The sequence below is a fragment of the Streptomyces sp. NPDC018029 genome (assembly GCF_044327655.1).
Lineage (GTDB): Bacteria > Actinomycetota > Actinomycetes > Streptomycetales > Streptomycetaceae > Streptomyces.
Window position 1 is genome coordinate 79,823 of sequence record NZ_JBIRFV010000001.1, and the last position, 25,563, is coordinate 105,385.

Consider the following 25,563-nt stretch of genomic DNA (forward strand, 5'->3'; position numbering starts at 1 on the left):
AGCGGGACGGTGCAGGGGGACCCACCCGCTCCGCCCAAGAAAAGGGGTGGCCCAGGGGTGGGGTGGATGTCACCGTGGGGGGATGGATGAAGCGTGGGAGCAGCGGGTTGCCGAGGCTTGGGGGAAGTTCGACTCCTACGGGGAGGAGGAGGGCGCGGTGTTTCGGGGGGTGATCGACGACCTCGTAAGCGAGTTGCCCCCTGCACACCCCGTCGGCCTCTTCGAGCGCGCCTCCGCCTTCGATTCCACCGGCCACTCCGACCGCGCCGTCCCGCTCTACCAGGAAGCCCTGGAGCGCGGCCTCGACGGGTATCGCAGGCGGCGTACGGCCGTACAGCTCGCCAGTTCGTTGCGGAACGTGGGTCGGGCCGAGGAAGGTGTCGCCCTGCTGAGGCGCGAACTGGACGCGGGTTCCGACGAGTTGGACGACGCCGTGCGCGCCTGTCTCGCGCTGTGCCTCGCCGATCTCGGCCGTGAGCGCGAGGGGCTCGCCCTCGTGCTCGGGGCGCTCGCGCCCCATCTGCCGCGCTATCAGCGGTCGATGGCCCATTACGCCCGGGCGCTCGTCGCGGACGGTCAGTCATGAGGTGACCAACCGAGGATTCGCTCGTTTTGCTGAACGTGTCGTCGAATGTGCAGTCTCCGCCGAAGTCCCCGAAGTCACCCAAGTCCAGCGGCCCCGCCCCCGTCGTCGACGTGGAGCAGGCCGAGGCCGCCCTCGTCGAGCACTACCCACGGCTCGTGCGGCTCGCCTATCTGGTGCTGCCGCCGAGCCTGGGCCGCAACCGCCGGGTCCTGACCGCCCACGCCCTCACCCAGCGCGCCCTGCCGCGCAGCCGCAGGACGGGCGAGGCGGTCGCCGTCCCGGCCCAGCGGAACAGCGGGAGCGGCGGGAGCGGTGGGAGTGGGGGGCCTCAGGGGGATCCGGCCTACTCGTACGTGCGGCTCCAAGTGGTGTGCGGCGCTCTCGTCGCCGGCAAGCCCCTGCGGTGGCGTTCCTGGCCCAAGCGGGCGCAGTTGCCGCCGCTGCTGCCGCAGGTCCGCGGGCTGCGGCTCTTCCCGCGCTCGGGTGGCGCCGACGAACTCGACCTGGACCAGCGGCTGGCCGACCTGTCGGGTGCCGCCCGCGCCGCCTACGTACTGCGCGGGATGGAGGGCCTCGACGACGACGGCGTGTATGACGTCCTCACCGCCGCGGGCTGCGACGACCCCGAGGACGCCCTCGACGAGGCCGACGAGGTCGAGGAGCGGTACGAACTTCTCGCGTCGCCCGAGTTCGACCCCTGCACCCTCCAGGCCCGGCCGACCGACCTGATGCGGCGCAGGCAGCACATGAAGGCCGCCGGTGTCGCGGTCGCCGCCGCGCTGGTGTGCGGGGCCCTGCTCGGCATGCCCGGCGACGGCTGGGGACCCGACGGAGCCGCCGCGCCGCCCTATGCGCAGAACCCGGCCGGGCAGGCCGCGCTCGATCCGGCGCAGCTGCGGGCGGCTCCCGCGGGGGCGTGGAAACGTTCCGCCCGTACCGACTTCTCCGTGTGGCCCGCCCGCGGCAACCTCATCGGCGACAAGGAGCTGCTCCGCCGCGCCCTCGCCGTCTGGGCGCGGCCCGGCGAGTCCGTGCAGGTCTCCGCGACGCCGGGCACCGCGGCCGGTGCGCCGCCCGGCCCCACCCAGCTGCTCTTCGCCGGCGAGGTCGACTCCGCGCGCGTGGTGCTGCTCTACGACGGCCTGCGCATCGTGCGGTACGCGGAACCGCAGGAGGGCACGAGCGGCGCGGCGCTCGACTTCGCGCGGGTGGACGGCGCGACCAGCGCCGAGGCGAACGCCGTCGTCGTCGACCGCGCCGACGGGAACATCCGCTATCTGACGGCTCCCTGGGTGCGGTCCGCCGCGGTGCAGGATCTGCTGAAGCCCGCCACGAAGGCCGCCGCGCTGCGCCGTTCCGATGACGGTGTCACCGAGCCCTTCGCGGGGCCCGCGCAGGCCGGGCAGTGCACGTCGTGGAACGCGCTGCGGCTGCGGGACCACTCCGGCGCGGTGCGCATGTCGACCGACCTCGGCGAGCTCGTCCCCGCCCATCTGACGGCCGGCCGCCCGCGGGCCCCGCGCGAGGCCACGCCCGCGGACTGGTCGAAGTCCGCGTGCTCCCTCGCGTCGGTGCGCTCGCACGGCATCCGGTCCGTGAACTCGTGGACGTACGCCCGTCAGGCACTGCCCGAGGGCAACGGCGTCGCGGACTGGGCCTGCACCCGCGCCGAGACCTGGCGGGGCCTCGGCAGCCGTACCCTCGCCGAGTTCCGGACCCCCGAAGGGCCCGCGGGCGCCATCGCCGCGCAGGCCGGGGACTCCCCCGCCTGCGGCGCCCGCGCCCCGCACGTGCTCGCGGGCGTCCTGTGGAAGTCCCGGGCCGGGAGCTGGTACCTCCTCGGCGCGGGCAGCAAGAACGTCACCTCCATCTCCGCGTCCGGTGGCACGCGCGTGGCCGGCAACCTCCTGGCCACCAGGACGGAGCGGACCGCGCAGGCGCGGCTCAGCGGCAGGCTCGGCGACGGCACGAAGGTGCAGACGCTGCGGTAGGCGACCGGAGTTCCGGCCGGGGGGTCCCGCCGAAGTTCCCCGCGCAGACCCCTGTACCCCCCGGCCTACCCATCAGTACATTGACGCCATGTCTAATACGCAGAGCCGGGCGCCGGAGCCCGTCGCGTCCGAGCACATACCGCTCAAGGCACGCAACGTCTCCTTCTCCTGGGAGAACACCCCGCTCCACTGGCTCCCGGGCGACCCGTTCACGACCCACACCATCAACGTGCTGCATCTGCTGCTGCCCGCCGGTGAGCGCTGGTTCGTGCACGTCTACAAGCAGGTGCTGCCGCTCATCCGCGACGAGCGGCTCCGCGCGGACGTCATCGGGTTCATCGGCCAGGAGGCCATGCACTCCCAGGCACACGACGAGGTCCTGCCGCACCTCAAGGAGCAGGGACTCGACCCGACGCCGTACACCGCGCAGGTCGACTGGCTCTTCGAGAAGCTGCTCGGCGACCGGACGCTGCCACCGGGCAGGGCGAGCCGGTGGTGGCTGATGGAGCGCGTGGCGATGATCGCGGCCATCGAGCACTACACCGCGTTCCTCGGCGACTGGGTGCTCAACGCCGGGGAGCTGGACCGCAGGGGCGCCGACCCGACGATGCTGGACCTGCTGCGCTGGCACGGCGCGGAGGAGGTCGAGCACCGCTCCGTCGCCTTCGAGGTGTTCATGCACGTCGACGGCGGCTACCGGCGGCGGGCCAGGACGTGGGCGACCGCGTTCGGCGCCCTGGTGTTCCTCTGGCAGCGCGGGGCGCGGTTCTTCATGGAGAACGACCCGACGCTCGTCGACGGCAAGGCGACCTTCAAGGACTTCCACCGGAGCGGGCGCGCCGGGACGCTTCCGTCCACCGGCGCCATGATCCGCTCCATCCCCCGCTATCTGAGCCGGAGTTACCACCCTTCGCGGGAAGGCAGCACGGAGCAGGCCGTCGCCTATCTGGCCTCCTCGCCCGCCGCCCGCGCCGCTCTCGCCGCCGAGAAGGGGACCGTCTGACATGCCCCGCATCCGCACCGTCGCCCTCGCCGCGGGCGTCGCCCTGCTCACCAGACGGGCCGTGCGGCGCCGCATCGAGGCCTCCCCGCTGTGGCCGCTGCCCGCCCTTGCGGAGCCGGTCTCCGGGCGGCCCCGCTCCCGGGCGCTGCGACTCCGCGTCGCCCGGCACGAGACGGTCGCCGACGGTGTCGTACAACTGCGCCTGGAAGGCGCCGACTTGCCGTCGTGGGAGCCGGGTGCCCATCTCGACGTCGTGCTGCCGTCGGGGCTCGTGCGGCAGTACTCGCTCTGCGGCGACCCCGAGGACTCCTCCTCGTACACCGTCGCGACCCGGCTGATCACGGCCGAGCAGGGCGGCAGGGGCGGCTCCCGCGAGGTGCACGGGCTCCGTGAGGGCGATCGGGTCGAGGTGCGCGGGCCGCGCAACCGCTTCCCGCTCGCCGACGCGGCGTCGTACGTGTTCGTGGCCGGGGGCATCGGGATCACGCCGATCCTGCCGATGCTGCGGGCCGTCGAGGCGTCCGGGGCACAGTGGCGGCTGCTGTACGGGGGGCGTTCCCGTGCCTCGATGCCCTTCCTCGAAGAGGTCGAGAAGCTCGGCGGGGCCGGGCGGGGGCGCGTCACCGTCGTCGCGGAGGACGAGGACGGGCTGCCGGACCTCGCCGCCTTCCTCGACGGGACGCCGCGCGGCACCGCCGTCCACGTGTGCGGGCCCGAGGCCCTGATGGACGCCGTCGCCGCCGTCCTGCCGGACGGGTGTGCGCTGCACCTCGAACGTTTCGCGCCACGCACGTCGGCCGACGGCAATACCGCCTTCGAGGTCGAACTGCGCCGCAGCGGACGCACGGTGGCCGTCGCCGCGGACACCACGGTGCTCGCCGCCGTCCGCGCCGCGCTGCCGAACACCGCGTACAGCTGCGAGCAGGGTTTCTGCGGAACGTGCCAACAGCGCGTCGTGGAAGGGGAGATCGACCACCGCGACGAGCTGCTCACGGACGGCGAGCGGGCCGGCTCCATGCTCATCTGCGTCTCGCGGGCGCGCGGCGAGCGGATCGTCCTCGACATGTGAGGCGAGCACCCCGGGCGGACGCGCACCGGTCGGCCGAGGGGCCGGTTCTGCTCGGTAAGGTGTTCGCATGACAACCGGGGTGCGCCGCAGGATGGGTGTCGAGGAGCGGCGGCAGCAGTTGATCGGGGTCGCGCTCGAACTGTTCAGCCACCGCTCCCCCGACGACGTCTCCATCGACGAGATAGCAGCGGCCGCGGGCATCTCGCGCCCGCTGGTCTACCACTACTTCCCCGGCAAACTCAGCCTGTACGAGGCGGCGTTGCGCCGGGCGGCGGAGGATCTGGCCGAGCGGTTCGTGGAGCCGCGCGAAGGGCCGCTCGGGGCGCGTCTGCTGCGGGTGATGGGGCGCTTCCTCGCCTTCGTCGACGAGCACGGCCCCGGCTTCTCCGCGCTGATGCGGGGCGGTCCCGCGGTCTCGGCGGGCGGGGCGCTCGCGCGGGAGACGGCCTCCGCGACGAACGCGCTGATCGACTCGGTGCGGCAGGCGGCGTACGACCAGATCCTCGCGCATCTGGGGGTCGGCGACCCGCCCGCCCGGCTCGAACTCGTCGTGCGGTCATGGATCTCGCTCGCCGAGTCGACGGCGCTGATCTGGCTGGACGGCCGACGCATCCCGCGCGGGGAACTGGAGTTGCAGTTGGTGCACGACTTCGCGGCGCTGGCCGCTGTGAGCGCCGCGTACGACGAGGAGATGGCGGCGCTGCTGCGCGGCATCCTCGCCGCGGAGCCGGCCGACGGCCCGTTCGCCCAGCTCCTCGACCGGCTGTTCGCGCTGGCGCCTCAGGCCGCGGACTTCCGGTAGGAGGCGTCCAGGTCCCGGATCTCGGCTGAGGCGTGCAGCCGCAGCCCGTCGGCGGGCTTCACGTACTGCCGTACGAGGTCCAGGGCGCCTTCCGTGACCCGCGCCTTGGTCTCCTCGGAGCGCCCGGGCAGCAGTCCGATCATGACGTGGACGATGCCGTCGCTGCCCGCGCCGTCGCCCACGACGCACTCCTCGGTCCGGACGAACCGGGTCTTGCAGGCGTCCGACGAGGCGCCCGCGACGTCGACGAGCAGCGGGTGCAGGGCGAGGGCGAACCCTCTGCGGTCGAAGCCGTCCGCGACCTGCTCGGAGTAGTCGACGGTGATCTGCGGCATGGGCCACCCCTTGTTCGGTCGATGTCATCCCCACCTTTACGGTGATCGACATGACGGCGCAACTGACCGTCCGCAGCGCGGACATCGACGACACGGCCACACTGGTCGACCTCTACGAAGGTGCGGCCCGCTGGATGCTGGAGCACGGCATCGACCAGTGGAATCCGGGCGCCAAGGACGAGCGGCACTTCCGCCGGCTGATCGAGTCCCCCTCGGCGGAGGTGTGGCTCGCGCGGGACGGGGCGGGGATCCTCGGGGCGTACGAGCTGTGGTGGTCCGACGAGCAGGCGTGGGGCGCCCAGCCGCCGGTGGCCGGGTACGTGCACCGGCTGATGACGCGGCGCGGGGCGCCCGCGGGGACGGGCCGGGCGCTGCTGCGGGACGCCGAGCGGCGCATCGCCGCGGCCGGCCGCGCCTTGTGCCGCCTGGACGTCATGGTGAGCAACCCGCGCCTGCGCACGTACTACGAAGAGGCCGGTTACGCGGCTGTCGGGGAGCTCCGGGACAAGCCCTCCGCCGACGGAAGACCGTACGGCGTGCTGCTCATGGAGCGGCCGCTCGTGGTGCGTTAGGACCCGTCCGCGCGCAGCCGCATGGCGAGCAGGGCGATGTCGTCGTCGCGGCCGTGGCCGAGGCAGGCGAGCAGGGTGTCGCAGAGGGCCGCGACGCCGAGGGGTGCCTCGGCCGCGACCGCGCGCAGCTGCTCCATGGAGACGGCGAGGTCGGTGCCGCGGGTCTCGATGAGCCCGTCGGTGATCAGGAGGAGCCGGTCGGTGCGGCGCAGGACCGTCTCGGTGGGCGCCGGCCTGTTCAGGCCGAGGCCGAGCAGCGGGCCGCTGGCCCTGAGGTAGTCGGCGGTGCCGTCGTTCCCGACGATGAGGGGCGGGATGTGCCCGGCGTTGGCGACGCGGGTGTGGCCGGTGGCCGGGTCGGTGAGTGCGAGGCAGAGGGTGGCGGTCACCTCGGGGTGGTAGCGCTGCAGCATGTTGTCGAGGCGCCGGGCGAGGGAGCCGGGGTCGGGGTCCTCGATGCAGTACGCGCGCAGCGCGTGCCGGATCTCGACCATCACGGTGGCGGCGTCCAGGGAGTGGCCGACGACGTCGCCGATGCCGGTGAGGAGGCCCTGCGAGGTGCTGAGCGAGGCGTAGAAGTCGCCGCCGATCTCCGTGTCGCGGGAGGCGGGTTCGTAGCGGACGACGACTTCCGTGCCGGGGGTCTGGGGCACGTGCGCGGGCAGGAAGCTGCGCTGGAGGGTCAGGGCGATGTGGCGCTCCACCTCGTACATCAGCAGTCGCTCGGCGGCGACCGCGGTGGCGTGGGCGAGCCGCCCCACGAACCGGCCGGTGCCGGGCACGAGTCCGCCTGCGTACGCAGGGGTGGCGAGGCAGACCGGCGCGGCCCCTTCGCGGGCGCGGGCCAGGGTGAGCCGGGCGCCGCCCGGGAAGCCGCTGTCGTCGGCCTGGTCGGAGTGGAAGAAGCCGGCCGGCCACAGGGGTGCGGGCACGACGAGGTCGCGCACGCCGACCCGGCCCGACATGTCGCGCTCGATCAGGAGGGCCACCGCCTCGTGCGCGCCGTCGTCGGGCAGTGAGGCGGTGGCTCTGCGCCGCGACAGGCCCCGGTGGACCTCGCCGTCGTCACCGAGGACGAACGCGGCGGCGGGGCCGTGGGTGAGGCGGGCCGCGCCGGTCGCCGCGGCCTCGGCGAGCTCGCGCGGGCAGCGGGCCGACTGCACGTCGAGGATGGTCTCGGCGAGCCGGGTGAGGTGTCCGGCCTGGGCCTCGGCGTGGGTGCGGTGGCGGGCGCCGCGGGCGGCGGCCCGCACGACGGCCTGGATCTCCTCCGGTTCGGCGGGCACGGTCAGATAGGCCTCGCCGCCCGCGTCGAGGCCGCGGCACCGGTCGGCGGGGGCTATCCGGGCGGCCGAGAAGTGCACGACGGGCAGCGCGGCGAACGGCGGTGACTCCTTGAGGCGGCGGCAGAGTTCGAAGCCGCTCATGTCGGGCAGGCCGACGTCGACGAGTGCCACGTCCGGCAGGTCGCCGGTGCGTCGGCGCACGTCGAGTTCGATGAGCGCCTCGCTCGCGCTGGCCGCGAGCACGACGGAGTGGCCGTCCCTGCGCAGGACGGCGCTCAGTGCGTATCGGCTGGCGGCGACGTCGTCTACCACCAGGATCGTGGTGCGTGCCTTGCCGTTGACGCTCACTCGGGGGCCCCTTTGGGGCTGGTGGGGCAGACCCCCTTCGGGCCCGCCCGACCAAGTTAGCGCTCCGACGCACGCTCCGGGAGATGATGACGACGCTACGACCGGGAACGGTGAAGATCCAGGAACTTTCCTCGTGGCCTGGGCTTGTGACGATACGATCTGCGCCCGCCTCCGGGCGGTGTTCCCCCCGGTGCGCCGGGCCGGAACGCACCGGTGTGGCGCAGGCCGTCGTGACCTTCGTGTTCCGCCGGGCGTTTTACCGGAGTGTCCGACCGCCCCGCCCCGCCCCGCGCCCCCGCGCCCGTCCCCGTAACTCCCCGTACCGGCAAGGGACTCCATGACCCAGAACGTCACCACCGCACCCACCACCGGCTCCGCGTCCGCCCGGGAGTGGTGGCGCGACGCGGTCATCTACCAGGTCTACCCGCGCAGCTTCGCCGACGGGAACGGCGACGGCATGGGGGACCTGCCCGGCATCACGGCCCGCCTGCCCTACCTGCGCGACCTGGGCGTGGACGCCGTCTGGCTCTCGCCCTTCTACGCGTCGCCGCAGGCCGACGCGGGCTACGACGTGGCGGACTACCGCGCCGTCGACCCGATGTTCGGGACCCTCGCCGACGCCGACCGCCTCGTCCGCGAGACCCACGCGCTCGGGCTGCGCTTCATCGTCGACATCGTGCCCAACCACTGTTCGGACCAGCACGCGTGGTTCCGGCAGGCGCTGCGGGACGGGCCGGGGTCGGCGGCGCGCGAGCGCTTCTTCTTCCGCTCCGGCAGGGGCGCCGACGGGTCCCTGCCCCCGAACGACTGGGAGTCCGTCTTCGGCGGCCCCGCCTGGACCCGGGTCGAGGACGGCGAGTGGTACCTCCACCTCTTCGCGGCCGAGCAGCCCGACTTCGACTGGGCGCACCCGGACGTCCACGAGGAGTTCCGCTCCGTCCTGCGCTTCTGGCTCGACCTCGGCGTCGACGGCTTCCGCATCGACGTCGCCCACGGCCTCGTCAAGGCGCCGGGCCTGCCGGACATCGGCCACGCGGAGCAAGTCAGGCTCCTCGGCAAGCAGGCCGTGCCGTACTTCGACCAGGACGGCGTGCACGAGATCTACCGCGACTGGCGGCGCATCCTGGACGAGTACGGGGCCGGCCCCGGCACCGAGCGGATCGCCGTCGCCGAGGCGTGGACCCCGACGGTCGAGCGCAGCGCCCTGTACCTGCGCCGCGGCGAGCTGCACCAGGCCTTCAACTTCGAGTATCTGACGACCGACTGGGACGCCGCCGCGCTGCGCGCCGTCATCGACCGCTCCCTCGCCGCGATGAACGCGGTGGACGCGCCCGCCACCTGGGTGCTCTCCAACCACGACGTCGTACGTCACTCGACGCGCTTCGCCGACGGCGACGGGGCCCGCGGGCTGCGCAGGGCACGGGCCGCCACGCTGTTGATGCTGGCGCTGCCCGGCTCCGCGTACCTCTACCAGGGCGAGGAGCTCGGACTGCCGGAGGTGACCGAACTGCCGGACGAGGTGCGGCAGGACCCGGCGTTCTTCCGCGGTTCGGGGCAGGACGGCACGCGGGACGGCTGCCGGGTGCCGCTGCCGTGGTCCGGTGAGCGCCCGCCGTACGGCTTCGGGCCGGTCGAGGGCGGTCCGAGCTGGCTGCCGCAGCCGGACTCGTGGCGGGACCTGTCGGTGGCGGCGCAGACGGGCGACCCGGCATCGACGCTGGAGTTCTACCGCCGCGCCCTGGCGGTGCGCCGCGCGCATCCGGCGCTCGGCGCGGGCCGTGACGTCGCGTGGGTGCCGTCGCCCGAGGGCGTGCTCGCCTTCCGCCGCACCACCGCCGCCGGTTCGTTCGTGTGCACGACGAACGTCTCCGCGTCCCCCGTCACGGTGCCCACGCCCGGCACGCCGCTCCTCGCGAGCGCGGACGTGGCGCCGGAGGCCGGGCCGGACGCGGGATGGACCGTACTGCCGGCTGATTCAACGGTCTGGTGGGCAGCCTGAGATACGACCGGTACAGTCCAATCCTGTGACCGCACGGCTAGCCGACATCGCAGCCCAGGCGGGGGTCAGCGAAGCGACAGTAAGCCGCGTGCTCAACGGCAAGCCGGGCGTCGCCGCGGGCACCCGTCAGTCCGTGCTCGCCGCGCTCGACGTGCTGGGCTATGAACGTCCCGTGCGGCTGCGGCAGCGCAGCGCGGGCCTCGTCGGGCTGATCACGCCGGAGCTGGAGAACCCGATATTTCCCGCGCTCGCGCAGGTCATCGGGCAGGCCCTGACCCGGCAGGGGTACACGCCGGTGCTCGCCACGCAGACCCCGGGGGGCTCCACCGAGGACGAGCTCACCGAGATGCTGGTGGACCGCGGGGTCGCGGGCATCATCTTCGTCTCCGGTCTGCACGCGGACACCTCCGCCGACATGCACCGCTACGAACAGCTGCGGGCGCAGGGCGTCCCCTTCGTCCTCGTGGACGGCCACTCGCCGAAGGTGCAGGCGCCGTCCATCTCCCCCGACGACCGTGCGGCGATGCGCCTCGCGGTCACCCATCTCGTCTCCCTGGGTCATACACGCATCGGTCTGGCCCTCGGCCCGAAGCGGTTCGTGCCCGTACAGCGGAAGATCGAGGGCTTCGTACGCACGATGCGGGACCAGGTGGGCACGGCCTCCGGCGACATCGAGACAGATCTGGTCCAGCACTCCCTGTACACCCTTGAGGGCGGCCAGGCCGCGGCCGCCGCGCTGATGGACCGCGGCTGCACGGCCGTCGTGTGCGCCAGCGACATGATGGCGCTCGGTGCGATACGGGCGGCGCGGCAGCGCGGCCTTGAGGTGCCGGACGACGTCTCGGTGGTCGGCTTCGACGACTCGCCGCTGATCGCGTTCACGGATCCGCCGCTGACGACCGTGCGCAAGCCGGTGCCCGCCATGGGCCAGGCGGCGGTGCGCACCCTCTTGGAGGAGCTGGGCGGCACCCCCGCGCCGCCGACCGAGTTCGTCTTCATGCCCGAACTGGTGGTTCGCGGTTCAACGGCTTCTGGTCCCGGGCGCCCCTAGGGGAACACGGGGATCGCTCCGGGGTCGCGGCGTCGTTCCTGTGGCGTAGAGAATGCGGCCCGAACCCGACCAGGGGATGATCGGTCGGAGGGTGGGAATCTGGCAGACTCTGTCCCTATGGGTGAGACGACCGTGACGACACTCGAGGGCCGGCAGCGGCCCGATGCATCACCCATCGCGGGCGCGGAGAACGCCCGCAATGGGCAGAATGCGCTGCGTCGTCTCCGACGGTTCCGCACCCCTCGCCGCCCCCGGCTGTGGTTCGAGATCCTGCTGATCGCGGTGAGTTACTGGACGTACTCGCTGATCCGCAACGCCGTGCCGGAGCAGAAGTCCCAGGCCCTGCACAACGCCGACTGGATCTGGCGCGTGGAGCACAGCCTGGGCATCGCCGTCGAGAAGAGCGTCAACCACGCCGTGGACTCGGTGACATGGCTGATCGTCGGCATGAACTACTACTACGCGACACTGCATTTCGTGGTGACGCTCGGTGTCCTGGTGTGGCTCTTCCGTTGGCATCCGGGGCGGTACGCGGCCGCGCGCCTCGTCCTCTTCGCGACGACCGCGGTGGCCCTGGTCGGCTACTACCTGTATCCGCTGGCGCCGCCCCGCCTGATGAACGGCACCACGTTCATCGACACCGTGGTGGTCCACCACACATGGGGCTCGATGGCCTCCGGCGACCTGAAGAACATGTCGAACCAGTACGCCGCGATGCCGTCGATGCACATCGGCTGGTCCCTGTGGTGCGGCCTGACCATCTTCGCCCTGGCGTCGGTGCCGTGGGCCAGGGTGCTCGGCCTGCTCTACCCCGTCGCGACGCTCGTCGTCATCGTGGCCACCGCGAACCACTTCTGGCTGGACGCGGTCGGCGGCATGATCTGCCTGGCCTTCGGCTTCCTGGTGGCCCGGCTCTGGTACGGCGCGATGCCGTACCGGCTGTCCCGCGACGTGGCGGGGGCCGCGCCCAGGTCGGATGCGGCCCTCCGCATGCTCATGCGTCGCGGTACGTGACGTTCCCGCCCGCCACCGTCAGCCGGACCGACGCCTGCGCCACCTCGTCCGCGGGCGCGGCCACCGGATCGAGCCCGAAGGCCGTCAGGTCGGCCCGGAACCCGGGAGCGATCCGGCCCGCCACGTCCGCCTCCCCGCCCGCGACCGCGGCGTGCGACGTGCACCCCTCCAGCGCCATCAGCCCTGTGAGGCCCTGGGCAGGACCCGCCGCGCCCCGGGGCGCCCGGGCCGTGGCGAGGACCTCGCGCGCGTCGTAGTGCGCGATCGGCCAGTCGGAGCCGAGGGCCACATAGGCCCCGGCGTCCCGCAGGTCGCGCATGCGCCAGGCCCGGGCGGCCCGGGCGTCGCCCAGCCGCTTCGACCACTCGTCGCCGTGGTCCGCCCGCGTGTACGCGGTGTGCGGCGGCTGCATCGAGGCGATGACGCCCAGCTCGGCGAAGCGCGGGACGGTGTCGTCCGGCACGGTCTCGATGTGCTCGATCCGGTGCGCGAGGCGGCCGCTCTCCCCCAGCGACGCCACGGTGTCGAGGGCGTGCCGCACGGCCGCGTCGCCGATGGCGTGGGTCGCCGTGCGCACTCCGGCCGCGTGCAGCCGCCGCACGGCGTCCGTGTACGCCTCGGGGTCCGGCCAGAAGGCGTCGGTGCCCTGGCCGTGGCAGTCGGCGTGCTCCAGCCACGCGGTGCCGCCCTCGACGGTGCCGTCCATGAAGAACTTGGCGCCGCCGACCCGCCACAGCCGCCCCGCCTCGGCCTGTAGGGCGATGATCTCCTCGATCCCCTCCTGCCCCACCCCGGGCATGCACCAGGGGGCGAGCCGCAGCCGCAGCGGCAGGTCGCCGTCCTCCTCGACCGAGGCGAGGAGCCGCGGCACGTCCTCGCCGAGGTCCATGACGTGGGCGCCGGTCAGGCCGGTGGCCGCCATCGCGGAGAGCAGCTCGACCAGGCGGGCGCGGCGCTCGGCGTACGAGGGCCTGGGCAGCACGGCCTGGACGAGGTCCATGGCGGCGTGCTCGACGAGGTGCCCGGTGGGGCGCCCGTCCGCGTCGCACACCACGGTGGACCGCTGGACGAACTGGCGCGGCCCCTCGATGCCGGCGGCCCGCAGTGCGGCGCCGCTGACCAGCGCGGAGTGCCCGTCGTACAGGCGGATGAAGGCGGGTGCGCCGTCGAGCACCTCCTCGACGAGGGCGCGGTCGACGGGCCGCCCGCCGAAGGCGTTGTGGTCGAGCCCCCAGGCGATCACCCACCCCTCGGTCCGCTCGGCGCCGCGCAGGGCGGCCCGCAGCGCGTCCAGGTCGCGCACGGCGGAGAGGTCGGTGCCGGTGGCCATCTCCAGGCCCCACACCGGGTGGCTGTGGGAGTCGACGAGGCCGGGGGTGAGGGTGGCGCCGGCGAGGTCGATGAGCTCGGTGCCGGGGCCGCGTTCCGCTCTTACGTCACCGTGGTCACCGACGGCGACGATCACGCCGTCCCGGACGGCGACGGCGGTGGCGCGGGGGCGGTCGGGGTCGAGGGTGCGGATGTGGGCGCCGGTGAGGATGAGGTCGGCTGCTGCGGGCACGGTGGGTGGCTCCTATGCGGTGGGGCTCGTGGTGCTGGTGAGGGGTCCGGTGGGTTGGTCCTGTTCCTGCGGCGGCTCGGCGGCGAAGTCCGCGTAGACGTCCGGCCTGCTCCGGCGGAGCCGCGCCGCCAGCGCGAGGCCGAGGACGAGGACGGCGGGAACGAGCGCGATCAGGACCCCGTTCACGAACGGCGAGGCCCCGGTGAACAGGTCGATGTGGGTGACGACCAGGACGAGCGCGGCAGTGAGGAGCACGGTCGCGGCGACGGGCGCGACGACGGTGCGCAGGGCGCCTTCCTGGTGGCTGATCCGGCGGAAGTAGCAGGGTATGGCGATCGCGGCGAGCAGCTGGAGTACCAACAGGCCGATCATTCCTGGGGTGTTGACCCAGAGCAGCAGCTGTTGGTAGGGGTCCGCGCCGGCCGCGGCGAAGGTGAGGACGACGACGGCGCCGAGGACGGTCTGCGCGGCGCCCGCGACGTACGGCGAGCGGTGGCGCGGATGGACACGGCCGAGCGCCGCGGGCAGGACGCCCTCCTCGGCGAGGGAGAGGCTGTAGCGGTTGATGGCGTTGTGGAAGGCGAGCAGGGAGGCGAGGACGCTGGTGACGATGAGGACGTGCATGAGGTCGGCGGCCCAGCCGCCCACATAGGTGGTGATGGCGGAGAAGAAGAGCCCGGCGGGATCGGCTCCCGCGGCCTTCACGACCTCCTCCTCGCCGAAGGCCTGGACGACGGTCCAGACGACGAAGGCGTAGAAGAGGCCGAGGAAGGCGACGGCGATGTAGGTGGCGCGGGGCACGGTGCGGTCGGGGTCTCGGGCCTCGCGGCGGTAGATGACGGTGGATTCGAACCCGGTGAAGGCGGCGAAGGCGAAGGCGAGGACAGCGGCGGTGCCCGGTACGAGGACGTTGTCCGGTGCGAGGCTCCGCAGCCCGAGCCCGTCGGCGCCGCCTTCGACGAGGACGCCGCCCGCGAGCAGGACGAGGATGCCGGTCTCGGCGACGAGGAGCACGCCGAGCAGCTTCGCGCCGAAGTCGATGGACCGGAATCCGCCGTACCAGATGAGCAGCAGCCCGGCGAGGGACACCGGCAGCCAGGGGATCTCGACGCCGAAGAGAGCAAGCCCGGTGTCCTGGGTGGCGGTGCCGAGCAGACCGTAGACGCCGATCTCCATGCCGTTGTAGCCGAGCATGGCGAGGAGCGCCGCGGCGATGCCGGCCGGGCGGCCGAGGCCGCGGGTGATGTACGCGTAGAAGGCGCCGCCGCTGCGCACGTGGCGGCTCATCGTGGTGAAGCCGACGGCGAAGACGGTGAGGGTGACGCCGGCGAGGAGGTAGCCGACGGGGGCGCCGATGCCGCCGAGCGTGAGGGCCATGGGGGCGACGCCCGCCATGACGGTGAGCGGGGCCGCGGCGGAGACCACGAAGAAGGCGATGTCGGCGGTGCCGAGTGTGCCGGTGCGGAGCGTGCTGGCCATGGAGGGACGGCCCTTCTGCGGCGGGCGGAGGGAGCAGAGAGCGGGTACAGGAAGCGAGGCGTAAACCTAAAGGCTTTCGGTTTCGGCAATGTAGCCTCGCCCTGGGCAGTTCGGGAAGGCTTCAGAGAAAGATCGGGACCATGGGACGGCCGCGCACACCACTCCTCGACCGGCAGCGCATCACCACGACCGCACTGGAACTCGTGGACGAGCAGGGCGACTTCAGCGTGCCGCAGATCGCACGGCGGCTCGGCGTCCAGACGGGCTCGGTGTACCACCATGTGGACGGCAGGGACGGCATCGTCGAACTGCTGCGCGAGCGGGTGGCCGAGTCGATCGACTCCGGCACGCTGGCCCCTGGCCGCCCCTGGGACGCGGCCCTGACCGCCTGGGCCCGCTCCTACCGCGCGGCCTTCGCGGCCCACCCCAAGGCGATCCCGCTCCTGACGACGTCCCCGGTGCGGGCCCCGCGCGTCCTCGACCAGTACGAGCGGGCGGTGGCCCTGCTCCTGGCCGCGGGGTTCGCCCTGCCCGACGTCATGCCGGTGATCACGGGCCTGGAGAACCTCGTCCTCGGCTCGGCCCTCGACCTGGCGGCGCCGGAGACGATGTGGGTCCTGACCGACGAGACGGCGACGCCGCGTCTGGCCGAGGCCCTCGCCGCAGTGCCACGAGGCCGCGCGGAACAGGCCTTCGAGCTGGCGCTCAAGGGTTTCCTCGCCCATGCGCGGGAGATGTTGGCGGCGTACGACGCGTGAGTACGGCGGTCAGTGATCGCCCTTCCACACCGTGAACTTGAGCCGGATGAACTCGGCGTCGACGTCACCGTCGGTGTACTCGGCGAGAGCGACGAGGCCCGTCGGCGAGATGAGGCACAGCCGCTCGCCGACCCGCATGTTCGGGATGACCACGAGGTCCCTGAAACGGCTCACGGTGCTGCACGTCTCGTACGTGCCGCTCTCCTTGCGGCCGAGAATCACCATCTGCGCGCCGGCTCCGACGTAGAGGTTGCCCGAGTCCCAGTAGAGCTCCTTGTCCGCCGTGTCCTTGTGGACGGGCCGCATGGGATCGTCGGCGAGGCTGATGCCGTAGTCGGCGGCGATGTCGACGGTCGGCGACTTGAGGACACCTGAGGCGCGGGGGTTCTTGGCCGGGCCCGACTCCTTGGGCGAGTCGGCGGGGGCGGTCACGGTGGCGGTCGCCGTAACCGTCGCCGTGGCCGTCGCTGTCTCCGTCACGGTCCTCGCGGTCGGCGAGCTGACCACCGTCGGCAGTCCGAAGAAGCCGAGGACCAGGCCGATGAGGCCGGTGATCGCGGAGATCCAGGCCGCCACCTCCACGAACCGCCGCCCGGGTCCCGGCGGCGGTGGCGAGGGCGGCGCGGGAGCAGGCGTCGGCGGCGCGTTCGACATCCCGGTCACCCCGTTCCCCCTTGCGCGCAGCGCGCGCCCGGCCACGTCCCGCCGCGTCCGGCGTGTGGCGATTGTGCCGCGTCCCACCCGTCCCGGGCGACCCCCTCCGGCCGCTCTGGCCGAATCCGTACGGGCTACTTGAACGACTCGTCGCCGTCCCACTTCACGTGGACGACCTCGGGGGCGAGGCCGTGGACCACCGCGCGGCCGACGTCCTTCTTGAAGCGGTCGATCAGGTCCTGTACGTCGCCCAGGGGGTACCTGGACTCCAGCGCGCCGATCAGCGCCTCGGTCGAGACGCCGACGGCGGCGGCGAGCTGCTGGGTGTTCCCGGGCCGGTTGTTCCAGCCGGCGGCGTTGTTGCGGCCCACGTGGATCGACTCGGACGCCGTGAGGGCGGACGCGCCGGCCTGGTGGATCAGGTTCTGGCCGGCCACCGGGCGGGCCGTCAGGTGGAAGAGCGAGCCCTTGATCGACGCCGTGGACGCGCCCGTCTTGCGGTCCTGCACCTCGCCGCCGCTGGTGAGCATCACGTTGAGGTGGACGGCGAGCTGGGCCGTCGTACCGCCGTCGCTCACGGTGACCACAACGGGCCGGGAGATGAGGTTGTTGCCGCCGTTGTTGCGGCACTCGGGGCCGAACTGGAACCCGGCGAGCGTACGGTCCTGACCGACGATGATGTCCAGGAGCTGGTTCCAGTCGACTCGGGGAGCCGTCTGGGTGCTGGGGGCGCGCTGGACGGCGGACACGTCCGGCACCGCAGTCGCGGTCGCGGCCGCGCGCTGCACCGGTGCCGCCTCCGTGTGGGCCGCGGGCGCCGGGCCCGAGAGGACCTTGTGGGCGTTCGCCTCCGCCTCGCGTTCGAACCGGTCGGACGGGTCCGACACGCGGAGCCCGTCGCCGTGGTCGGTGCCCGCGACCGGGCCCTGCCGCTGCTGGATGACGTGCGTCAGCTCGTGGGCGAGCGTGTGGCGGTCCGCGCCGCCGTCGCCGATGACGACGTGGCTGCCCGAGGTGTAGGCGCGGGCGCCCACCTCGGCCGCCGAGGCCTTCGCGGCGCTGTCGTCGTGGATGCGGACGTCGGAGAAGTCCGCACCGAGACGGGCCTCCATGTCGGTGCGGGTGGCGGTGTCGAGGGGCCGTCCGCCGGCGCGGAGCACGTCGTGGACGGCGGACCGCTGCACCGCCCGGACGACGGCCGCGTTGCCCGCGGTGCGCTGCAGCGCCGTGAGCTCCTGCGCGCTCATGGTGCCGCCCGCGCTCGACGGCGACGCGGCGGGACGCGCCGGGGCGCGGCCGGTTCTGTCGCCGTCGGCGGGTCGGGCGGTTTCGCGGGCGCGCATGGGGCCTCCAGGGAGACGGACTGGGACCCTTCCTGGATACGTCATGGGGTGACCGCCGGGCCAGGTGCGCAAGGGCAGCGTTCGGTGTCTGTTGGGGCAGCGCGAGAGGGGTGCCGGCGGGTGGTGGCGCGGGGGCCGACGGCGCCGGCGCGTCTCAGGAGCCGTAGAACCGTTCCTCCATCACTGCCCGCGCCCTGCGCGTGGTGCGGCGGTAGTCGTCCAGCATGTCGCCCACGTGCCCGGTGTCGTAGCCCAAGTAGCGGGCCACGGCGGCCAGTTCACGGCCGTCGGAGGGGAACGTGTCGCCCGCGCGGCCGCGGACCAGCATCACCGCGTTGCGTACGCGGGTCGCGAGGACCCACGCCTCGTCGAGGGTCGCCGCGTCCTCGGCCGGGATCAGCTCCGCCTCCCGTGCGGCGGCCAGGGCCGCGCGCGTGCGGGTCGTGCGCAGGCCCGGCACGGTACCGCCGTGCTGCAGCTGAAGGAGCTGGACGGTCCATTCGACGTCGGAGAGGCCGCCGCGGCCCAGCTTCGCGTGCAGGGTCGGGTCCGTGCCGCGCGGCATCCGCTCCGCCTCCATGCGGGCCTTGAGGCGGCGGATCTCGCGGACCGCGTCCTCACCGAGGCCGTACGCCGGGTAGCGGAGGGGGTCGATGAGGTCGATGAAGGCGCGGCCCAACTCCTCGTCGCCCGCGACCGGTTCGGCCCGCAGCAGCGCCTGGGACTCCCAGACGAGGGACCAGCGGCGGTAGTACGCCTCGTACGATCCGAGGGTGCGCACCAGCGGGCCGCTCCTGCCCTCCGGGCGCAGATCCGCGTCGATGAGCAACGGCGGGTCTGCGGACGGGAGTTGGAGGAGCCTGCGCATCTCGGCGACGACCTTGGCCGCCGCCTTCGCCGCCTCCTGCTCGTCGGCGCCCTCGCGCGGCTCGTGCACGAACAGGACGTCCGCGTCCGATCCGTAGGCCAGCTCGTGGCCGCCGAAGCGGCCCATGCCGATGACGGCGAAGCGGGTCGGGAGCGTATCGCCCCAGCCCTCGCGGACGACCGCGCGCAGCGTGCCCGAGATCGTGGCGGCCGTCAGGTCGGAGACCGCGCCGCCCACCCGGTCAGCGAGCCTGCCGGGATCGGCCTCGGCCGGGCTGTCCTCCGTGCCGTACGAGCCGATGATGTCGCCCGCGGCGGTGCGGAACAGCTCGCGGCGGCGCATGCCGCGTGCCACCGCGACCGCCTGCTCGGCGCCGTCGGCGCGGCGCACCGCCGCCAGGACCTCCTGCTCCAGGTGGGCGCGGCCGCGCGGTTCGAGGCCCCGCTGGTCGCCGAGCAGGGCGACGGCCTCGGGGGCGCGCAGGAGCAGGTCGGGGGCGAGGCGGCCCGCGGACAGGACGCGGGCGAGGTTCTCGGCCGCCGTGCCCTCGTCCCGCAGCAGCCGCAGGTACCAGGGGGTCTTGCCCAGCGCGTCGGACACCTTGCGGAAGCCGAGGAGGCCCGCGTCCGGGTCGGCGGAGTCCGCGAACCAGCCCAGCAGGACCGGCAGCAGGGTGCGCTGGATGGCCGCCTTGCGGGACACGCCGGACGCCAGCGCCTCCAGGTGCCTGAGCGCGGCGCTGGGGTCCGCGTAGCCGAGCGCGACGAGGCGCTCGCGGGCCGCCTCCGTGCTCAACCGTGCCTCGCCGGGCGCGAGTTGGGCGACGGCGTCGAGCAGCGGGCGGTAGAACAGCTTCTCGTGCAGGCGGCGCACCACGGAGGTGTGCCGCTTCCACGCGCGGTTCAGTTCGGTGATCGGCTCGGTGCGCATCCCCAGGGAGCGGCCGATGCGCCGCAGGTCCGCGTCGTCCTCCGGGACGAGGTGGGTGCGGCGCAGCTTGTAGAGCTGGATGCGGTGTTCGAGGGAGCGCAGGAAGCGGTACGCGTCGTCGAGCTGGACGGCGTCCACCCGCCCCACGTAACCGCCCTCACCGAGCGCGTGCAGCGCCACCAGCGTCGACCCGCTGCGGATCGAGGGGTCGCTGCGGCCGTGCACCAACTGGAGCATCTGCACGGCGAATTCGACGTCGCGGAGCCCGCCAGGGCCGAGCTTCAGCTCCCGGTCGACCTCCCCCGCCGGGATGTTCGCGACGACCCTGCGGCGCATCTTCTGCACGTCGGGCACGAAGTTCTCGCGCTCGGCGGCGTGCCAGACGAGGGGCGCGAGCGTGGCGACGTACTCCTCGCCGAGCGCGAGGTCGCCCGCGACGGGGCGGGCCTTGAGGAGGGCCTGGAACTCCCAGGTCTTCGCCCAGCGCTGGTAGTACGCGAGGTGGCTGGAGAGCGTACGCACCAGCGGGCCGTTCCTGCCCTCGGGGCGGAGGTTCGCGTCGACGGGCCAGATGGTGCCCTCGATGTTCGTCTCGGAGCAGATCCGCATCATGTGCGAGGCGAGCCGGGTCGCGGCCCGCAGCGCCTTGCCCTCGTCGGCGCCGTCGGTGCCCTCGGTGCCCTGGGCGGGTTCCGCCACGAAGATGACGTCGACGTCGGACACGTAGTTCAGCTCGTGGCCGCCGCACTTGCCCATCGCGATGACCGCGAGCCTGCACAGCGCCGCGTCGCCGGGCGCCGCCGCGCAGGCCATGGCGAGCGCCGCCCGCAGCGTCGCCGTCGCGAGGTCCGCGAGCTCGGCCGCCGCCTCGGCGACGTCCGTCGTGCCGCACACGTCGCGGGCCGCGATGGAGAGCAGGCAGCGGCGGTAGGCGACGCGCAGCGACACCGGGTCGGTGGCGACGGCGAGCCCCCGCTCGAACTCCGCCACGCCGGGGTGCAGGTCCGCCGACTCGTACGTGACGAGGGCACGCCAGTCGCTGGAGTGGGTGGCCAGGTGGTCGGCGAGGGCCTCGGAGGCGCCGAGCACGCCGAGGAGGCGGTCGCGCAGGGGCTTCGCGGTGACGAGGGTGTCGAGCAGCTCCCGCCGCCCGAGGTCGCTCTCCTGCGCCTCCACGAGCCGGACGAGGCCCAGCAGCGCCAGGTCGGGGTCGGCGGTGGCGCCGAGCGCGTCCAGGAGCAGCGGGTCGGAGCGTACGGCGCTCAGCGCGGGGTCGTCGAGCAGCCGCTCGGCGGCGGACGGGTCGGTGAAGCCGTGCCGCAGCAACCGCGTGAACGTACTGCTTCGTCGCCCTTGCGGCAGCGTCATGCCGATCCTCCGTTCGATCACTCCTCGGCCCGAGCCTACGGCCTGACCGATGAACTCGGCGCGCGAGCGGAGTCTGCCCTTGCGAAGGAGTGTCGACGGCGCGCCGGGAGGTAAGGACCATGCCGAGCGAAGAGCCCCGTGCAGAACGAGAGCCTCGTACAGAACTGGAGCCCCGTACAGAACTGGACAGCAGATACAGCAGCGCGGGCGCGGAGGCGACGCCGTGGCCGTCGGCCGAGCCCCGTCTGAAGGCGGCCGAGCTGTTCTGGATCTCGACGGTACGACCCGACGGGCGCCCCCACGTCACCCCGCTGCCCGCGGTGTGGCTGGACGGCGCGCTGCACTTCGCGACGGGCCCCGACGAGCGCAAGGCCCGCAACCTGGCGGCCAACCCGGAGACCGTCCTGACGACCGGCTCCAACGCCTGGGACGAGGGCTACGACCTCGTCGTGGAGGGCACGGCGGTCCGGGTCACCGACGAGGCCCGGCTGCGGCGCCTGGCGGCGGCCTGGGAGGAGAAGTACGGCAGCTTCTGGCACTACGAGGTGCGGGACGGCTGCTTCCACCACGGCGCCGGCCACGCGCACGTCTTCGCGGTGGCGCCCCGCACGGCCTTCGGCTTCGGCAAGGGCGAGCCGTTCAGCCAGACGCGGTGGCGTTTCGCGTGAGCGGTGGCGTTTCGCGTGAGCGGTGACGTTTCGCGTGAGCGGTGACGTTTCGCGTGAGCGGTGGCGTTTCGCGTGAGCCCGACACCCCTCGCGGAACGCTGACACGGCACCAACTCCCTGATGTACTGCGGCCCATGGAATACACACTCGAAGTGATCCCGCTGCCGGTGACCGACATCGACCGGTCCATGGAGTTCTACCGCGACAAGCTCGGCTTCCACGTCGACATCGACGCGGAGGTCATGCCGGGCATGCGCATCGTCCAGCTGACCCCGCCGGGCTCGGGCTGTTCCATCGCCCTGGCCGGCGACGCGCTGTGGGAGACGATGGCGGGCCCGAAGCCGGCCGCCGGCTCCTACCAGGGCCTGCAGCTGTGCGTCGCCGACGCGAAGGCCGCGCACGCCGAGCTGACGGCCCGCGGCCTGGACGTCAGCGAGCCGGTGCAGCACGCGCCGCAGGACGGCGGCACGTTCATGTACTTCAAGGACCCGGACGGCAACGGCTGGGCGATCCAGGAGTACCGGGTCCGGGCGACGACGTCGCTGCGGGACGCGATCGTCGCGAAGGCCTGACCGCAGCCGGGTGCGCCGGTCGGGTCGGGAGGCTCTACCGGCACCCGACCGTCCCTGCCGGCGGCCTGACCATCCCGCCGCGTCCGTACCTCAGAACGGCGGTTCGTCGTTGCTGCCCCACCCGCTGCGGCTCTCCATGGCCGGCAGCGTCGCGGCGGACCGGTCCTCCGCCCAGGGATCCCTCGCAGGGCGGTCGCGTTGCGAAGGCGCTTCTGCCACCAACGCGGGACCTCCGAGGTGACGGACGACCTCGTGCCTGAGGCGCCTCACGTATGCGTCGACGGTCGTCTCCTCGTACCCGGTGTCCCAGTGCTCGTCCGCGAGGACGGGCGAGAAGGATCCCGCATGGGTCAGTACGAAGACGGACAGTTCCGCCATGTCCTGCAGAGCCAGCTCCTTGACCTTCCCGAGGAACGCGTCCACCTCGGCGACGCGCACCACCGTCATGATCAGCCCGGACACGACGTGAAAGTCGGCAGGTCCGACCGTCGCCAGGAACTGGGCTCCCTGCTGGCGGCGCGACTGCCGAGCCCAGTCGTTCAGGCCCTCCGCCTGCGCCGGCGTCCGTGCGTGGGCGCGCACCGTGGCGCTCAGGTCGTCGACGACCGATTCCAGCTCCTCGACCCGCGCGCGCAGCTCCTCCACCTCCGCGGCAAGATCATGGGACGACGGCCGCCTACGCTCCGATGACGCCCGGACCCACGCCTCATGCCACGGCTTCCACGGCTGACGGCATCCCTCGGTGATGAACCTCTCGAAGGTGTCCTCGCGCGGGCAGGACCGCCCCTTGAACAGACCCGAGATCGTGCCCTCGGACAACTCGCTGCGCTGAGCCACCTGATTCTGCTTCAGCCCGAGCGCCGCGACGAGCGCCTTGGCCGCGGCGGCGAGTCCGGCCGGCGACGACACCTGGGCCGGGTCGGGCAACTGCCCCCGCTTCATTACCTGCACCGCACTCCCCTTCAGAGTTCAAAGCTTCACCACTCTAAGGTGAACCCCTCCCGTGAACAGGCGTTTCTTGCGAAGTCACCGCAACTTCGAAGCTGCCGTTCAGGAAGCCCCATGAACCCTCCCGTTCCTGCTGAAGTCATCACGACGAAGCGATCGACACGGAGGTTCTCGGTGCACGAGGAAATGAGCTTGCGAGCCCTGGTCCTGCTGCTGGTGGGGGCACTGGGCACCTACGCGGCTCTGCGCAACGCGGAGCTGGGAGCGGCATTGGTCGTCGGCGCGAGCCTGGTGACCGTCCTCGCTCTGGTCATGCGCCGGTGAACGCGGGCCCCTCAAGGGGGAACGGGAGCCCGCACCGTGCAGCGTCTACAGCACCTACAGGTGCTTGAGGGGCTCGAACGCGGTGGCCTCGGAGCGGTGACTCGTCTCAGTGCCACCCTCGACGTCGGCGCCCTGGTCCTCGCCATCGCAGGCTCATGGGCCGGAGCGCTCACGAGGCTGGCCAATTAGCGAGCGCAGCACCGGCACCGTGGAGCCGGCCGCGGTCAGCCCAGCAAGCACAGCGCCTGCCAGGGGGACATCCGTCAGCGCGGCGAGGGCGCCGACGAGCAGGCCGAGCACGAGCGCGGTGAGCAGAACGACGGTGGTGTGCAGGGACAGAAACGGCGGCTCCGTTTCAGAGCCGCTCCGGCCGGGCTGCGCCGGCGGCGGTGTCATCCGGGTCATGCCAGCAGCATCACCCCAAACGTGCCGCCGACCTGCACCAATCGAACAAGCTGAGTCCTAGCCCGATCAGGACCGCCCGCTACCGAACACATCACCGTCGTGTTCCGGGTCGTTTTGCTGTGTTCAGTGCCGTTCCGGTCGGGTGGGTTTACGCTGCTGCCCACAAGCACGCTCCGGGGGGGCGACGTGGCAGCCAATGGCGGGAACAATGGAGGCAGTTACGCGGCGACGCTGCAGGAGCTGGCTGCGGCGTTCACCGAGCTGAAGCGGGATCGTGGAGCCCCCTCCTACGACCGCATCCTCGTGCGCGGAAAGAAGGTGTGCGGCGAGCGGCATGCGATGTCGAAGGGTTCGGTGAGCGAGGTGTTCGCCGGGCGGCGGGGCCCGGCCTCCCTGGACCGGCTGCTGTGGCTGGTGCGCGCCCTGTTCTCCTATGACGACGGTGAAGAGGTGAAACCACCCGACCGGCGTGACCCCGAACTCCAGGTCTGGAGGGACCGTTGGCACACTCTGGAGCGCGCCAGAGCCGCTGCCCGCCGTGCGTCTTCGAGGGATGACGCGGAAAGAGTGCTCGCGGCCGACCGGGACTCGGTTGCGGCCACCCCTCTGGTGGAGGGCATTGAGCCCGACGACGCATTCTTGCGGTCCGGAAGGCATCAGCGCCGCAGCGCCTTTGAACTCGCGAACGATCTCCCCACACCCGCCACACTGCCAGCGGGAGATGACAGCGCAGGCACAGCCAGACGGGAAGCGCCGCCGCCACCGGGTACCTCGTTCGCCACACCGTCGCCCCTGCGCCTCGCGGACGAGCCACAGCCGACGATGGTCGGGCTGCCACCGAGGCTCGCGCAGGCGTTCTCGGCGCCTGAAGTCCGCTTGGACGCGGCCTGCCTGACCGCGGAGACGCTGATGCTGGCGCTGGGTGAACCGGTGCGGCTGATCCACCAGGGTCACATCCGCCCCCGGTCGATCGACGTGCGGATCCTGCTGCCCTCCCGACAGATCAACCTGGCGTTCCCGATCTCTGTGAAGAGCCCCAGAGACACATCTGTGAAGATCCTCGACGGCGATCCGGTCCACCAGCGCTGGCTCGAGCAGCGCAACGGCCAAGGGCAAGTCCTGCGTCACAATCTGCTGGCGCTTCGCTCGTCGCACGGCATCGATGTCCGTGTGACTTTCCGCGCGCTGCCCTTCACCCCGTCCATGAAGCTGTACCTCCTCAACGGGACGGAGGCCTTGATGGCGTATTACACGATCACCAAGCGGGAGGAGGAGGTGGATAGCCAGACCCTGGAGATGTACGACACCTTCGGCGCTGCGTCCCTCCTCTTCTCCTACGAGCGTCGGGCAGGCATGCGGGACGCGGCTTTCGTCGACCAATCGCAGAAGTGGTTCGACGCCCTCTGGGAAACCATTGCGACAGACCTGACACTCTCCTAGTGACTTCTGATACGACGCAGATCCCCGATCCACCTGGTACGGATCTGGCACGGCTCTGAACGGTGAGGCAGCCGACCCTTATCCCACCCAGGGTCGCGGCCTTTCACCGTGCAGACTGGTCACGGGGAATTCCGGGTACAGAACCGCTGATATTGAAGCAGTTCCGCACAGCGGACAGCAGATCAGGCG

The 25,563-nt window shown here is 72.5% G+C and carries 22 protein-coding genes and 1 pseudogene; 14 read left to right on the top strand and 9 right to left on the bottom strand.

Annotated elements, in window-relative coordinates; translation table 11 throughout:
- Positions 1-82 precede the first annotated feature (82 nt).
- From ACH4D5_RS00365 to ACH4D5_RS00385, 5 genes are all read left to right on the top strand, one after another.
- Positions 83-586, top strand: a complete 504-nt coding sequence (locus ACH4D5_RS00365; RefSeq protein WP_398297015.1) for a tetratricopeptide repeat protein — start codon at positions 83-85, stop codon at positions 584-586.
- Positions 587-633: 47 nt separating this feature from the next.
- Complete coding sequence (locus ACH4D5_RS00370; protein ID WP_398297017.1) at positions 634-2,577, top strand: hypothetical protein; 1,944 nt, start codon at positions 634-636, stop codon at positions 2,575-2,577.
- Between the two features lie 88 nt (positions 2,578-2,665).
- Positions 2,666-3,580 carry a metal-dependent hydrolase gene (locus tag ACH4D5_RS00375; protein ID WP_398297019.1) on the top strand — a complete coding sequence of 305 codons (915 nt, stop codon included), beginning with the start codon at positions 2,666-2,668 and terminating at the stop codon, positions 3,578-3,580.
- Between the two features lies 1 nt (position 3,581).
- Complete coding sequence (locus ACH4D5_RS00380) at positions 3,582-4,649, top strand: PDR/VanB family oxidoreductase (protein ID WP_398297021.1); 1,068 nt, start codon at positions 3,582-3,584, stop codon at positions 4,647-4,649.
- A gap of 67 nt (positions 4,650-4,716) precedes the next feature.
- Positions 4,717-5,451, top strand: a complete 735-nt coding sequence (locus ACH4D5_RS00385; protein ID WP_398297023.1) for a TetR/AcrR family transcriptional regulator — start codon at positions 4,717-4,719, stop codon at positions 5,449-5,451.
- Here the strand turns inward: ACH4D5_RS00385 and ACH4D5_RS00390 are convergent.
- The gene (locus ACH4D5_RS00390; RefSeq protein ID WP_398297025.1) at positions 5,430-5,786 is read right to left on the bottom strand and encodes a 5-carboxymethyl-2-hydroxymuconate Delta-isomerase; all 357 of its coding nucleotides are present in this window, start codon (positions 5,784-5,786) and stop codon (positions 5,430-5,432) included. The two genes, ACH4D5_RS00385 and ACH4D5_RS00390, sit on opposite strands and share 22 nt — an antisense overlap.
- 50 nt (positions 5,787-5,836) lie before the next feature.
- Between ACH4D5_RS00390 and ACH4D5_RS00395 the strand changes: the two genes are divergently transcribed.
- Positions 5,837-6,358, top strand: a complete 522-nt coding sequence (locus ACH4D5_RS00395; protein WP_398297027.1) for a GNAT family N-acetyltransferase — start codon at positions 5,837-5,839, stop codon at positions 6,356-6,358.
- Here the strand turns inward: ACH4D5_RS00395 and ACH4D5_RS00400 are convergent.
- Entirely contained in the window at positions 6,355-7,992 is a 1,638-nt protein-coding gene (locus tag ACH4D5_RS00400) for a SpoIIE family protein phosphatase (RefSeq protein WP_398297029.1), read from the bottom strand. The two genes, ACH4D5_RS00395 and ACH4D5_RS00400, sit on opposite strands and share 4 nt — an antisense overlap.
- Positions 7,993-8,329: 337 nt before the next feature.
- Here ACH4D5_RS00400 and ACH4D5_RS00405 point away from each other — a divergent pair, with 337 nt between their 5' ends.
- From ACH4D5_RS00405 to ACH4D5_RS00415, 3 genes are all read left to right on the top strand, one after another.
- Positions 8,330-9,991 carry a glycoside hydrolase family 13 protein gene (locus ACH4D5_RS00405; protein ID WP_398297031.1) on the top strand — a complete coding sequence of 554 codons (1,662 nt, stop codon included), beginning with the start codon at positions 8,330-8,332 and terminating at the stop codon, positions 9,989-9,991.
- A gap of 25 nt (positions 9,992-10,016) precedes the next feature.
- Positions 10,017-11,042, top strand: a complete 1,026-nt coding sequence (locus ACH4D5_RS00410) for a LacI family DNA-binding transcriptional regulator (RefSeq protein ID WP_398297033.1) — start codon at positions 10,017-10,019, stop codon at positions 11,040-11,042.
- Between the two features lie 117 nt (positions 11,043-11,159).
- Positions 11,160-12,056 carry a phosphatase PAP2 family protein gene (locus ACH4D5_RS00415; protein WP_398297035.1) on the top strand — a complete coding sequence of 299 codons (897 nt, stop codon included), beginning with the start codon at positions 11,160-11,162 and terminating at the stop codon, positions 12,054-12,056.
- Here ACH4D5_RS00415 and ACH4D5_RS00420 read toward each other — a convergent pair.
- Together ACH4D5_RS00420 and ACH4D5_RS00425 are read right to left on the bottom strand one after the other, a co-directional pair.
- Positions 12,037-13,617, bottom strand: a complete 1,581-nt coding sequence (locus ACH4D5_RS00420; RefSeq protein ID WP_398297037.1) for an amidohydrolase — start codon at positions 13,615-13,617, stop codon at positions 12,037-12,039. The genes ACH4D5_RS00415 and ACH4D5_RS00420 overlap by 20 nt on opposite strands.
- A gap of 12 nt (positions 13,618-13,629) precedes the next feature.
- Entirely contained in the window at positions 13,630-15,096 is a 1,467-nt protein-coding gene (locus tag ACH4D5_RS00425) for an APC family permease (protein WP_398297039.1), read from the bottom strand.
- A 140-nt stretch (positions 15,097-15,236) separates the two neighbouring features.
- Here ACH4D5_RS00425 and ACH4D5_RS00430 point away from each other — a divergent pair, with 140 nt between their 5' ends.
- On the top strand, positions 15,237-15,854 hold the full coding sequence (locus tag ACH4D5_RS00430; protein WP_398297041.1) for a TetR/AcrR family transcriptional regulator: 618 nt from the start codon (positions 15,237-15,239) through the stop codon (positions 15,852-15,854).
- Between the two features lie 9 nt (positions 15,855-15,863).
- Here ACH4D5_RS00430 and ACH4D5_RS00435 read toward each other — a convergent pair whose 3' ends face one another.
- From ACH4D5_RS00435 to ACH4D5_RS00445, 3 genes are all read right to left on the bottom strand, one after another.
- Entirely contained in the window at positions 15,864-16,508 is a 645-nt protein-coding gene (locus ACH4D5_RS00435; protein ID WP_398297043.1) for a hypothetical protein, read from the bottom strand.
- Positions 16,509-16,642: 134 nt separating this feature from the next.
- Complete coding sequence (locus tag ACH4D5_RS00440) at positions 16,643-17,851, bottom strand: DUF4157 domain-containing protein (protein WP_398297045.1); 1,209 nt, start codon at positions 17,849-17,851, stop codon at positions 16,643-16,645.
- Between the two features lie 154 nt (positions 17,852-18,005).
- Entirely contained in the window at positions 18,006-21,017 is a 3,012-nt protein-coding gene (locus ACH4D5_RS00445) for a bifunctional [glutamine synthetase] adenylyltransferase/[glutamine synthetase]-adenylyl-L-tyrosine phosphorylase (RefSeq protein ID WP_398297047.1), read from the bottom strand.
- Between the two features lie 119 nt (positions 21,018-21,136).
- Between ACH4D5_RS00445 and ACH4D5_RS00450 the strand changes: the two genes are divergently transcribed.
- On the top strand, positions 21,137-21,685 hold the full coding sequence (locus tag ACH4D5_RS00450) for a pyridoxamine 5'-phosphate oxidase family protein (protein ID WP_398297049.1): 549 nt from the start codon (positions 21,137-21,139) through the stop codon (positions 21,683-21,685).
- 134 nt (positions 21,686-21,819) lie between these two features.
- Complete coding sequence (locus tag ACH4D5_RS00455; protein ID WP_398297051.1) at positions 21,820-22,257, top strand: VOC family protein; 438 nt, start codon at positions 21,820-21,822, stop codon at positions 22,255-22,257.
- Between the two features lie 90 nt (positions 22,258-22,347).
- Here the strand turns inward: ACH4D5_RS00455 and ACH4D5_RS00460 are convergent, their stop codons facing one another.
- Positions 22,348-23,199: a helix-turn-helix domain-containing protein gene (locus ACH4D5_RS00460; protein ID WP_398298448.1), complete on the bottom strand. Its 852-nt coding sequence runs from the start codon at positions 23,197-23,199 to the stop codon at positions 22,348-22,350.
- A gap of 192 nt (positions 23,200-23,391) precedes the next feature.
- On the opposite strand from ACH4D5_RS00460, the gene ACH4D5_RS00465 reads away from it, so the two are divergent.
- Complete coding sequence (locus tag ACH4D5_RS00465; RefSeq protein WP_398297053.1) at positions 23,392-23,529, top strand: hypothetical protein; 138 nt, start codon at positions 23,392-23,394, stop codon at positions 23,527-23,529.
- Positions 23,530-23,682: 153 nt separating this feature from the next.
- On the opposite strand, the gene ACH4D5_RS00470 is transcribed toward ACH4D5_RS00465, so the two are convergent.
- Positions 23,683-23,934 (bottom strand): hypothetical protein, encoded by a 252-nt coding sequence (locus ACH4D5_RS00470; protein WP_398297055.1) that lies wholly within the window; start codon positions 23,932-23,934, stop codon positions 23,683-23,685.
- A 786-nt stretch (positions 23,935-24,720) separates the two neighbouring features.
- Here ACH4D5_RS00470 and ACH4D5_RS00475 point away from each other — a divergent pair.
- Positions 24,721-25,374 (top strand): annotated as a pseudogene (locus tag ACH4D5_RS00475) (GntR family transcriptional regulator); the annotation flags it as partial.
- Positions 25,375-25,563: the final 189 nt, after the last annotated feature.